Origin of the sequence: Novipirellula galeiformis (assembly GCF_007860095.1) — a bacterium.
In the GTDB taxonomy this organism is placed as follows: Bacteria; Planctomycetota; Planctomycetia; order Pirellulales; family Pirellulaceae; genus Novipirellula; species Novipirellula galeiformis.
Window position 1 is genome coordinate 310,165 of the sequence record NZ_SJPT01000001.1, and the last position, 12,093, is coordinate 322,257.

A 12,093-nucleotide genomic window follows, 5' to 3' on the forward strand; every position below is an offset into this window, starting at 1 on the left:
GGTTGTTGATCGCGCGGCGATTCAGCGGCTCGATTTACACAATCAGCGACAACGTGTTGTAGCCTCCTTATCTGAAAGTAGTCTCGCGGCGGATGGAACCATCAATACCGCAATCATTCGATAGCGTCGCTCCATCACGAACCGGGTGGCGGCGTTTCGGACGTGCCACCCTCATCTTTGTCGTCTTGATCGGCGTGCTCGCCGGGCTTGGCACCTTTACGTTTGGTTACGGCAAAGGAGCGAGCTATTTGAGCAACGACCCGCTGACGTGCATTAATTGTCATGCCATGCAGGGGCAATACGATTCTTGGCAGCACTCGAGCCACCATCACGTCGCCGTTTGTAACGATTGTCATCTGCCACATGATGCAATCGGGAAATGGGTGACCAAGGCCGACAATGGTTTCTTCCACTCGTTGGCGTTCACGCTGGGCAACTACAAAGATCCGATTCAGATCAAACCGCGTAACAAGCGTGTGACTCAGAGCACGTGTGTGGATTGCCACAAAGATTTCGTGCACTCGATGTTGCCCGCGGTCAAGGGCGAAGACATGCAGTCGTGCGTGCACTGTCACGCCGATGTGGGCCATGCGCAACGTTAGTTATTGGTTTTGCTTTTTTACTCTCTCCTCTTTGGGCATGGTTTTCGCTAAATGGAATCCAAGAAATCACGCGGTTTTGGCTTGTTGATTGTGCTAACGGCATTGGTGGCGATGGCGACCGTCGGTGTCGTTGGATTGCTGGTCAATATTTTTGAACGCAAACAAGAGGCGCGGAAGCCCTTTGTGAGACTCGTCGAAGTCAATGAGGTGAGCACGGACCCCGAGCCGTGGGGCGTCAACTTTCCGCTGCAATACGAAAGCTATCTGAGAACCGCCGATACCGAGCGTACCGAGTACGGCGGCAATCATGCGTTCACGCCAAGCAAGCTCAAGCAGGATCCTTGGCTGACGCGTTTGTACGACGGCTACGCCTTTAGCGTCGACTATCGCGAGGCTCGCGGGCACGCCTATATGCTGCACGATCAAGAGGTGACCAAACGGGTGACCGATTTCAAGCAGGCCGGTGCCTGTTTGCATTGCCATGCCTCGATTATCCCGACCTATCGCCGGATTGGACTCGAGCAAGCGGGCGAGGAGGTCAGTGAAGCGAAATTGGCCGAAGGGTTCAACCAAGAAGCGGTGATGGCGGGATTCCGAGCGGTTAGCCGCAAGCCGTACGAAGAGGTTTACGCTGAATTGTTAAAGACCCATGACGGCGTCACCAAGGCCGCCGACGGCGATCCGCACATGGGCAGCGCCCACCCGGTGTCGTGCATCGATTGTCACGATCCTGACTCGATGAAGATCCGTGTCACCCGTCCTGGATTCATTGATGGAATCGCAAAGCTTGCCCGCAGCGACGATCCCGTTCCCCATTTGCCAAGTATTCAAAAGTGGCGTGATTCGGGCTCAGAGACTCCTTACGACCCCAACACCGATGCGACGCGTCAAGAGCTCCGCTCGTTCGTTTGTGGGCAATGCCATGTCGAGTATTACTGTGCCAACAAAATGACGTTGACCTTCCCCTGGGGCAACGGGCTGAAGGTCGAGGATCTTGAACAGGAATGGGATGAAACTGAATTCCCCGATGACGGCGGCGAGTTCTATGACTTCGTTCACAAAGAAACCGGAACCAAGGTCTACAAGGCTCAGCATCCTGAGTTCGAATTGTGGAGCCAAGGGATTCATGCTCGTGCCGGAGTCAGCTGCAGTGATTGTCACATGCCGTATGAGAAGCAAGGAGCGACGAAGGTCAGCAGCCACTGGGTTCGCAGCCCGATGCTGAATATCAACAAGGCATGTCAGACGTGTCACAATGTTTCCGAGACCGAACTGCAAGCACGCGTTGATACGATCCAGGATCGCACGCGAGCTCTCATCGATCGCGCGGCGATCGCGATGACCGAGATGCTCGATGCAATCGTGATGGCACAAGAAAACGGTGCAACCGAAGCTCAACTAAAACCGATCCGTGATCTGCAACGCAAAGCGATGTGGCGGTTGGACTACATCAGCAGCGAAAACTCCAAAGGTTTTCATGCCGATCAGGAAGCCGCACGGATTTTGGGCGAATCGATTGATTACAGTCGCCAAGCCCAAGCGGCCGCCTACAAGCTGGGGTGGAAAGCCAACGACTCGGAATCCAACGAAGTGGCCACGAAGTAACTGTTACTGCAGCGGAAGTCGTCAAGACTTTCGGTGGGTTATCGGCACGGTCAGGACTCGTGTCACGCTGCCAGAATTCGGCATTCCGTGGTAACTTCGTTTACGCAAGTTGTGGTTCGATTCTTAGTCGCGATAGCGACGGCAGGCAGTAGCCTCGGACGTGAGTCCGGGGAACAGGTCAACCTTGCGAACCCCCAGTCGCGAAGCGACGACAGGTGCCGATTCCTGGTTGTTTATTCGTGCATATATCCGGGTTTCCTGTCGTCGCGTTGCGACTCGGCTTCGCTTTGTTTTCCCAAACCACGGACTCACGTCCGTGGCAATTGCATATCGTCACTTGGTGACTAACGAATCGCGAATGACGGGAACAAAAAAAATACCGAAATGGACTGTCAGAACGTCGTGTTAATACCGAGTTTTTAGCAGCCCTGGCTAATGCCGGCTAACGCCGTCGGCTCACAATATGATATTGAATGACTCATGTTGGCCCGTTTAGCTGGCGTCTCGCTCGAATCCGGGCTTGGTGGCTCGCAAGATTTCCAGGATGTCGCGTCGCATATCTGTGGTCAAATGAGCGTAGGTTTCCGACGTGTCTCGTTCTTCGAGTACATCCCGCAATTGGCGGATCACCTCGCCACGCAGTTCCTCGCTCAGCGAATCAAAGGCGTCGGAGTAGATCAGATAGCTGAGCGGGTATTTGAACATCCGTGTCTTCAAGTCGAATTGACGCAGCGAGCGGCCTTGTTCATCGTGCGGCCCGCGGCTTTCGAACTCGTGTGCAAATTCGATCGATCCTTTGACTTCGCTCGTCAATTCGGTCTCATCGCAAAACAACATCGCCTCGACGAGCGGTTTGGCAATCAAGTGCAACTGAGCACGCCACTCGTCCTCGGATTCCTCCGTCGCTTCAGCTTGGGATCGTTCGTGTCGTAGTTGACGTACGGAAAAATCGGCTCGAGTCATCGCGTTATGCGTCTGAGATTGATGCTCCAGTACCACGAGCGCGACGATGTCGCTGTACGGCAACAAGTAGTCGTGGGTGTCAAACTTGTCTCGCAAATGCGTCCGATTGCCGTTGTTGTCGGTATCGAGCTGACCGCCGCGCAGGAACGAATTTCCTAGATGCGTCATCTCGCCATGGTGTCCGGTCACATACCATCCACCCCACCGCTGCGAAAATGGACTGCGATGGTTTGTAATAAACGATTCGAGTTGCGACGCAACGCTGCCGTCGAAGCTCGGTAGCACGCTACGAACGGTATGCCCCGGGACGCCCTGAGTCATCGACGTCAGATGACACGCTAAACAGTCGTACGTCGCCTGCTCGATTTTCGCCCGCCACGGCATCATGTCGACCGTGTAAAAGGCGGCACCGAGCTTGGGGTCGACCGTGGAGATTTCCATCAACGAACTGCCGCGGATCCAGCCCAAGTAGGTGTCGTCATTGAAGTAGATCGCACGCGGGTTGCGTGGCGAGATGTGCCGCACTTGCATGCTGGTCTTGGAAAACACCAATGTTTGAGAGGACTGCGGGATCTCCAGTGCGTCCAGTAGCGAAGCGAGGTAGCCCCGCTCGCGGGTGTATTCCAACTTGAGCTCTTTCGATTTCAGCTTTGCGATCAACCGGCTGACACGATTGTTGGGCTCGGTTTCTGAATATTCAAACGGAGGCTTTTCAACCTCGAAGCGAAGGTTCAATTGCGCCGACGCAACGTTGCTGGCAAGTAAGCCGAGCAGCGTGGCGAGGGCGGAGGCGAGGCTCAGGCGGCAGGTAGGATTCATTGCAGTGCGAACGCAAGGAGGGCGGGGCGTTTGTGCACCCAATGGTATAGGATTGGTGTGTGTCAGTCAATGTCGTTGGGTCGGGGGTGTAGCGGTACCGCGTACTGACGCTGCGTGTACCACCGGCTATTTTCTGAGAATCCCTTCGGGAATCGTCGCGTGGGGTCACCGCGAAGCGGTTTCCGACAATAGCCGGCGGTCGCTGCGCAGCGGCGCACCTCCGGTATCCGAACCCGAGAAAGAAAGCGGACCCTGCATGAGGTCCACGACCGGTCACTCCAAATACTTGGGATCGTAGTCGATACCGGCACCGTCGAGCATTGAAATCAGCTCGTCGTGACGCGATCGTTTTCGATGATGATGTTCTTTGATCCCTCCAGGATCAGCGGTTGGCGTTGCGCTAAATATCCGGTGGTGACGCTGCGCTTACCACCGGCTATTTTCTGAAAATCCCTTCGGGAATCGTTGCGCGGTCACCGCGAAGCGGTTTCCGACAATAGCCGGAGGTCGCTGCGCAGCAGCGCACCTCCGGTATCCGAACTCGAAAAAGAAAGCGGACCCCAGATGGGGTCCACGACCGGTCGCTCCAAATACTTGGGGCGTAGTCTATACCGGCATCGTCGATGCATTGAAATCAGCTCGTCGTGACGCGATCGTTTTCGATGATGATGTTCTTTGATCCCTCCAGGATCAGCGGTTGGCGTTGCGCTGAATATCCGGTGGTGGCGCTGCGCTTACCACTGGCTATTTTCTGAGAATCCCTTCGGGAATCGTCGCGCGGTCACCGCGAAGCGGTTTCAGACAATAGCCGGAGGTCGCTGCGTAGCGGCGCACCTCCGGTATCCGAACTCGAAAAAGAAAGCGGACCCCGGATGGGGTCCAAGACCGGTCACTCCAAATACTTGGGGCGTAGTCGATACCGGCATCGTCGAGCATGGAGCTCAGTTCGTCGTGACGCGATCGTTTTCGATGATGATGTTCTTTGATCCCTCCGGGATCAGCGGTTGGCGTTGCGCTGAATATCCGGTGGTGACGCTGCGCTTACCACCGGCTATTTTCTGAAGATCCTTTCGGGTTAAGGATCTTTGAACCTTGGGCAGACCGCAAGAAATACCCAAAGGTCGCTACGCAGCAGCGAATGCTGCCGCTACGCTAAAATCCATGCTCGACGCTGCGTTAGCGAATTGCAGCTTGGGGCACGCATAGACAGGTGGAGCCAATTTCGGTGTCGGCTCTTCGCCATGCGGTTTGATATCGCTGCATCATTTCGCCGGCTGCCTTTAGCTCGCCTTTGGCTTTCAAGCACTGGGATAAGCCGTACAGCGCCCAGCCGTTCTCGGGCCACTGGACCAAGTCCTCGCGATAGACTTGTTCCGCTTCGTCCCAACGCTCGTCGGCGACCAGTACGGCGCCAAGCGAATGACGCACCGGTTGGATCCACTCGGGCGGCTCCATGTACAGTAGCTTCGTCTCCGCAGCGACGCCTTGTTTCAATTCGGCGATCGATCGATCGATGTCCCCCTGTAGAAATGCCAATTCGCCGCTCAACACATGCTCGGCCACGCGCAGGATGTCGTGCGCCTTGTTGATCGCTCCGACCGCTTGTTCGGGAACCGCCGAGACCGCCGCACGGAACAACGCTTGCTCTCGCTGAGCGGCTTCGTGATCTTGCTTGGCGGCAAACGCGGTGGCCCGAGCGAAATGGCCCATTGCGGTCGTGATCGGCAAATCGGCTCGCGGTGCAGGCAAGGCAAGGACTTGATCCCATTGACCAAAGCGAACCAGGGTTTGGTGTTCGATCGCCATGAAGGGGTCGGCCAGCGGCGCGGATTGATCAAGGAATTCGGGCGGAATCAAGGCTAACATTTCTCGCGCCGCCTTCACGGCTCGCTCGCGGCGTCCCTCCATCATGCAGGCAAAGGAGAGGAAATGAGGATTGTGGATCATGTACACCGAATAGAACTCCTGTTGCGGTGACGCTTGTCGATAGACTCGGTCGACGGCGATCGCGATTTCGTTTTGATCAGAAGCCTGGTCCCATTTGCCCGTGCGGACATCAATGTGAGATGGCATGTGGACGAGGTGTCCCGATCCAGGCATCAGCGTCCTCAAACGGTCCGCCGCGGCCTCGGCTCGCTGCGGATTCGCCGATCCTTCGACCGCGTGAATGTACAAGTGGTTGGCTCCCGGATGATTCGGGGCGCTTGCCATCACCTGTTCGAGCAACGCGAGTACGATGGGCGTTTCGGGTCGCGGTTCCCCCTCGTCGGACCATAGATCCCAGGGACGCAAGTCCATCAGCGATTCCGCGTACAGCACCGTGACATCGAGATCGAGCGGGAATGTGTCATGCACCTGCTTCATCGCGTCGGCGTAGCGTCGATTGAGGGCATCACGCTCGGCAATGTTTTCTTTTGTGTCCGCCACATACCGTTGCTCAAGGGCATCGATCAACGCTTTTTCGAGCGGCGAATCCATGTCCACACAGGCCTTGGCTTTTCCGATCGCTTCCCACGCGGCGCGCGAATGATCTTCAGCCATCAACGGATTGTTGATGTGCGGTCCGTGACACAGTGCGATCCCCCACCATGCCATCGCGCACTGGGGGGCGAATCTCAACGATTGACGAAACGAGCGAATCGCCTCGTCGTGGTTGAATGCAAAGGCCAGATTGAGTCCTTGGTCAAAGTACCGCTGGGCCTCGGCGGTGGCGTTCGCGACGGGACGCTTGTGAACGGTGATGCCGACGAACAAGGGCGTTTCAGCGGTCGGAGGCGTCGCCTCGCTGATCGAGCCCGGTGCGGCGGAGCCAAACGGCTCAAGAGGACGTGGCGGCAACGGAGCGTGGGTGACTTGGCCGCTGCACGACTCGCGGCCCATGAGCCCGCTACCGAGCATCCCGCTACCAAGCACCAGTGCGACACAGAACCCTTTACGAATCAAGCGATTCATCATCCCCGCCTCCGCTTAGCGTTTTCGAAGCGACTTGGTTTTCCCTTTACCATTTTAGGACTTGCGATCCGTGAAGGAAAGTTTGCCGCTCCTTCCGCAATCGGCGGCCCCGTGGGCATCTTGATTGTCGATTGCGAAGCGAGCGGCAGCACTAAACAAAGGTTCCAGAAGCCATTCCCGTGATTGCGCTCGTTGTAGTGTGGTCAATGATTCGGCGTTGCGTTTGGGACGCCGCGATGTCGATGCTCATTGCCGGCTCCGTTCTTAACGCTTGCGGCGGTGCGTGGTCGGTCTTCATAAGGCCCGCCAGTGCGAATGGCAATGCGGAAACCCACGCACAAGAAGCTGTGATCGCTGGGAGAAAACTGTTTCGGAATTAAGATAGGAAACAGCTAAGGCGTCAGAATGTTTAAGGGCGACGCTGGAGCGACTTCTGGAATCTTCGTTTTGTTCGAAGGCCCTCGCCGAAGAGGAGGCAGGACAAATTTAAAAAGTTAAGTTGACAACTGAAAATTTGAAATTGATGAGCAGGGAAAAAGGACGGTTGCTCGTGACGTATCCTTTTGTTGTCCAAGGCAAGGTTTTTAATGGTTCCTGCTACTGCTTGACGGTCCCCACGCCGCGGATTGGATTGGCTACGACAAACCGATCCGTTTGCGGCCGTTCTCGGCGGTGACGTCATGTTTGGCGCCATGTCGTTTTCCACGGTTGGCGGCGTCGGGGTCATGTTGATTGCGACCACTGCCGTGAACCGTCACGATCGAAACGCCGCATTCTAGCTTCAGCCATTTTCGAGCGGCATCGTGAACCGCCATGGTACGCGTTTGCACGAGCGCCGTTTCGCTGGCCACGGCACTGGGGGCGTTGCCGTTTTCATCATGAGGGGAGTGATGGCGTGGCAGTCCTCGGACGTAACCTTCAGCATACGAAGCACCGCTGCCACGGGCGTAGCCACCATATTGCAATCGCGCCGAGGTGGCAATCGTGAGTAGCAATTCGCGAAACAACGTGATCCCGTTCTGCACATCCTCGCGCGGTCCGTAGAACCAAAATAGAGTGCGGTTGCCTTTGGCGGAAAAGTACCAGCTCGTCATCGGAAATATCTCTGCGACGAGATAGGCGGCCAATTCCTTTTCCCAGCTGCAGGCTCGGCGACCGTTTACTGGACACGCTCGGCGAGTGAAGCAGACGCTCTCGACATTGTCATCGTCGCTGATGTCTTCACGCGACAGGTTATGTCGCAGCATCAGGTTCTGCATCATTCGCAGCGCATTGCGTTTCTCGCCCTCGGTGCTGGCGTGGTTGTTCGCGGTGCCGTCGAGCGCGCGGAGCCGATGCAGGATCTTGTCAAATTCCTTTTGCGTCGTCACTTGCTCCGCATTTTGTGACGATCCCGGTGCCACACGCGGCAGCGTCGTGTCGCTGGCCGTGGCAACACATGTCCAAAACCCTGCAACGATGTAATCGGTTTCTTCGCTGGGGTTCCATGTGTCATGGATCACATGGTCGATCACGCAACAGAAATGACCGTGACGACGTCGCTCGGGCATCTCCAAATGTACGATGACAATTCCTTGGGGAAGTGAATCGGCGGTGAATCGTCGTCCTCGGCCTGGTGTGTATTGCCAATCGAGTTGCTTCAAATACGATTTGCTGTGACTCGTGCAAACCCCATTGCGTGGTGTTTTGTTAGAGACTTCACCAAGTTCGCGATAGACATCACGGTAGCTGGTTCCGGTGGCGATCGCGATCGCGCGAGTGACACAATCGCCCGCGAGTCCGACGAACCCGCTGGCCGCTCGCCCACCGTCATTCCAGAGAAACTCCATCACTCACCTTCTCGCGTATGCACGGAATCGAATTTGGATCGAGCCGTCGCTACAGCACCCCTTTGGTGCTCGGGATTGCGTCGCTGCGTGGATCGCTCTCAGCAGCCATCCGGATCGCTCGCGCGGTTGCTTTGAAAACGCACTCAGCGATATGGTGCGAGTTGCGGCCGTGGTGCAGCACCACGTGCAGGTTGCTGTGTGAATTCGCCGCAAACGATTGCCAAAAATGCTCGACCAATTCGCTGTCGAACGTCCCGATCTTTGCCGGGCCAATCGGCGCATGGTATTCAAACGCGTAGCGGCCACCGAGGTCCACTGCGGCGGTCACCAAGCACTCATCCATCGGCAGCGTGAAGTGTCCGTAGCGTCGAATTCCCGCTCGGTTGCCCAGTGCTTCGTGCATCGCTTGCCCCAGTGCGATGCCGATATCTTCGGCCGTGTGATGGTCATCGACGTGAAGATCACCCTTGGCCTTCACATCCAAATCAATCAGGGCGTGTTTCGCCAGTAGATCGAGCATGTGGTCGAGAAAGCCGATTCCCGAGGCTCGTGTGCCGCCGCCATCCCCGTCCAGGTTCAGCGTCAGTTGGATGTCGGTTTCACCCGTTTTGCGAGCGATCGTTGCGGTGCGTGTCATGCGTTTTTCTTCAAGTAGTTTTCGAGCATCATCAAGCAGGCGTCAATTTGATCATCGGTTCCGACCGAAATGCGAAGTCCGTCGCCCCACTCAGGAAATTTCATGTAACGAACCAGGATTTGGTTCTTCTTCAAAAAATCGTACATCCCTTGGTGATCGCCGCTGGGGTGTTGGCACCAAACAAAGTTGGCTTGCGACGGCGTGACATTGAACCCGAGCGTTGCTAGTCGTTCGGAAAGTCGCGATCGTGTTGCATTCATCTTGGCGACCACCTCGGCCAACCATTCTTGGCTGCCCATTGCGGCGGTGGCTGCGGCGATCGAAATCATGTCGCAGTTGTAGCTGTCTTTGATTTTGGCAAGCTCGGTGATCACTTGCGGTTGAGCGACCAGGAAGCCAAACCGGATGCCCGCCAAACCGTAAGATTTGCTGAGCGTGCGGGTGACAAGGATGTTTTCGTGTTTTTGGACAAGGTCCAAGCAATTCGCTTCAGCGAAGTCCGCATACGCTTCATCAACGACCAACGGGCAGGTCATGGTTGAGGCGAGTTGCTCAATTTCCGCAGGTGGGACCACCGTACCGCTGGGGCTGTTCGGGTTAGGCAAGAAAACCAAACGAACGTCGTTTTCGGTTTTGCCAAAGGCCGCCGGCAATTGCCATCCGTCCTCAAACGCGACCTGTTCCCAATCGGCACCTTGGATATCAGCTAACGTGCGGTACAGGATGTAGCTGGGGTAGGGCAGTCGCAATCGTTGTCCTTCACCGACAAAACCGCGAACCAGCATCGTCAGGATCTCGTCGCTGCCGTTGCCCGCCAAAATCCATTCCGGCCCCGGCAACCCCAGAGCATTGGCGGCAGCGCGGCGAAACGAGGTCGCCACCGGGTCGGGGTAGCGATTGATGGCACCGGTGGCCGCGTGTTGGATGGCTTCGACCACGGCCTTAGGCGGCGGATAGGGATTCTCGTTCGTGTTCAGTTTGATGGTCTTGCCCGGCGCCGCTTGTTCGCCCGGTGTGTAGGGCTGCATTTTGGCAAGGGCAGGGCGGAAGAGCGTTTTGTCGGGCACTTCTTAATTCGTTTCAGCTGGGAGGTAGCTCGGGATTGGGAAATTATTGTCGTCTTTCGCTCCGCGAAAGATCCGGAAAAACACTGCTTTCGCTCCGCGAAAGACGACGGTGCTTCCCCGCTCGATCATTGTGTCGCTTCTCGGTGAATGAGGCAGGAGCCTCCATTGCAGTGCGTTCCTAGACAGGAGCCCGGGAACGAGTTCATGCGTGTTGTCATTACCGCCGGATGGAGACGCTGCGGGCGTGAGCGGTCAGCCCTTCTTTCTCGGCAAGTCGCTCGACATCAGGAGCGATTTGTTTCAGTGCAGGTTCATCGAATTCGGTAATGCTGCCGCTTCGTAAAAAACTGTTGCTCGACAAGCCCGCTGCCCAAGTGCAAGTGCCGCCGGTTGGCAAGACATGGCTCGGCCCAGCGGCGTAGTCGCCCAGTGCCACCGGCGTGTGGTGCCCCAAGAACGCCGCACCGCTGTTGTGGATCTTGGCGATCAATTCGCGAGGATTCGCGGTTTCAATATGCAAGTGCTCGGGAGCAAAGTCGTCGGTCAGTTCGCACGCTTGCTGTTCATCGCGAACCAGGATCAAAGCACCGAATGCTTCCAAACTATCGACGGTCAATTCGTTACGTTCGAGTTGGACAACTTGTTTTGCCAACTCGTCGTGAACGGCATCGATCAGTGCTTCGTCCCAAGTGATCAGGATCGCGGATCCGGGCGAGTGTTCGGCTTGCGCCAACAAGTCGGCCGCGATGTAGTCGGCGCGGGCGGTGCCGTCGGCAATCACAATCACTTCGCTGGGACCGGCGAACGAATCGATGTCGACGGCGCCAAACACATGTTTCTTCGCGAGTGCGACAAATAGGTTGCCCGGGCCGACGATTTTGTGAACCGGTTCAATGCAGTCGCAACCGTATGCCATCGCTGCGACCGCTTGCGCCCCGCCCATGCGATAAACCTCGGTAACACCTAGCTCGTGGCACGTCGCCAGCATGTCGGTGTTGTAGGCGCCGAACTTGGTTGGCGGGGCCACCACCGCGATCTGTTTTACCCCAGCGACCTGGGCCGGGACGACCGTCATTAACACGGTCGATGGATAGGCAGCCGCTCCGCCGGGGACACACACGCCGATTCGCTCAAGCGGGACGTAACGCTGAGTCAAACGGACGCCTGGGCGTGGCTCGATGGTGACATCTTGGTGCAGGATCGCGGTTTGGAATTCGGTGATGTTGTCGCGAATCCGGCGAATCGATTCGATCAACTTCGGATCCGCTTCCGCGTGAGCTTGCTCGAGTGCCTCGGCGGGAACGCGAAGCTCCGCGGCGGAGAGCTCTGCGTTATCGAGCGATTGGCAATAACGCAGTAACGCGGCGGTGCCTTCGGTTTTGACGTCGTGGCAAATCGTCTGGACCACTTCGACCGGCGTCAACGGCTTGCCAAACACCTTTTCGGTCAATGCGCGGCCTCGGGGGCTCACGACATCGCCAGCCGGACTGAGTTTTTGACGCAGCGAAAGTAGCACGTCCGCCGAGCCCTCGCGAGCATCCACTCGTTGGATCTTGAGCGATGGGAGGTTTGAGTTGGATGGGTTCGATGCTGTCATGATTCGCTTCTTCGCTGTTTTC

The 12,093-nt window shown here is 56.7% G+C and carries 9 protein-coding genes; 2 read left to right on the forward strand and 7 right to left on the reverse strand.

Translation table 11 applies throughout. From position 1 onward, the window contains the following. Window positions 1-92 precede the first annotated feature (92 nt). Complete coding sequence (nrfH, locus tag Pla52o_RS01040) at window positions 93-602, forward strand: cytochrome c nitrite reductase small subunit (protein ID WP_146592734.1); 510 nt, start codon at window positions 93-95, stop codon at window positions 600-602. A gap of 51 nt (window positions 603-653) precedes the next feature. Then, on the forward strand, window positions 654-2,207 hold the full coding sequence (locus tag Pla52o_RS01045; protein WP_146592735.1) for an ammonia-forming cytochrome c nitrite reductase subunit c552: 1,554 nt from the start codon (window positions 654-656) through the stop codon (window positions 2,205-2,207). 492 nt (window positions 2,208-2,699) lie between these two features. Here the strand turns inward: Pla52o_RS01045 and Pla52o_RS01050 are convergent, their stop codons facing one another. The 7 genes from Pla52o_RS01050 to hisD all read right to left on the reverse strand — a co-directional run bounded on the left by Pla52o_RS01050 (window position 2,700) and on the right by hisD (window position 12,071). Then, window positions 2,700-3,989: a hypothetical protein gene (locus Pla52o_RS01050; protein WP_231612001.1), complete on the reverse strand. Its 1,290-nt coding sequence runs from the start codon at window positions 3,987-3,989 to the stop codon at window positions 2,700-2,702. A 744-nt stretch (window positions 3,990-4,733) separates the two neighbouring features. Next, window positions 4,734-4,925: a hypothetical protein gene (locus Pla52o_RS27265; protein WP_146592736.1), complete on the reverse strand. Its 192-nt coding sequence runs from the start codon at window positions 4,923-4,925 to the stop codon at window positions 4,734-4,736. A gap of 240 nt (window positions 4,926-5,165) precedes the next feature. After that, on the reverse strand, window positions 5,166-6,944 hold the full coding sequence (locus tag Pla52o_RS01060; protein ID WP_146592737.1) for a tetratricopeptide repeat protein: 1,779 nt from the start codon (window positions 6,942-6,944) through the stop codon (window positions 5,166-5,168). A gap of 632 nt (window positions 6,945-7,576) precedes the next feature. Continuing rightward, the gene (locus Pla52o_RS01065) at window positions 7,577-8,770 is read right to left on the reverse strand and encodes a DUF2786 domain-containing protein (protein ID WP_146592738.1); all 1,194 of its coding nucleotides are present in this window, start codon (window positions 8,768-8,770) and stop codon (window positions 7,577-7,579) included. A gap of 49 nt (window positions 8,771-8,819) precedes the next feature. Further along, window positions 8,820-9,407 carry an imidazoleglycerol-phosphate dehydratase HisB gene (hisB, locus tag Pla52o_RS01070; RefSeq protein WP_146592739.1) on the reverse strand — a complete coding sequence of 196 codons (588 nt, stop codon included), beginning with the start codon at window positions 9,405-9,407 and terminating at the stop codon, window positions 8,820-8,822. Continuing rightward, on the reverse strand, window positions 9,404-10,474 hold the full coding sequence (gene hisC, locus Pla52o_RS01075; RefSeq protein WP_146592740.1) for a histidinol-phosphate transaminase: 1,071 nt from the start codon (window positions 10,472-10,474) through the stop codon (window positions 9,404-9,406). Before hisC ends, hisB begins: the two co-directional genes overlap by 4 nt. A 217-nt stretch (window positions 10,475-10,691) precedes the next feature. After that, window positions 10,692-12,071, reverse strand: coding sequence for a histidinol dehydrogenase (gene hisD / locus Pla52o_RS01080; RefSeq protein ID WP_146592741.1), 1,380 nt, complete (start codon window positions 12,069-12,071; stop codon window positions 10,692-10,694). Window positions 12,072-12,093 lie beyond the last annotated feature (22 nt).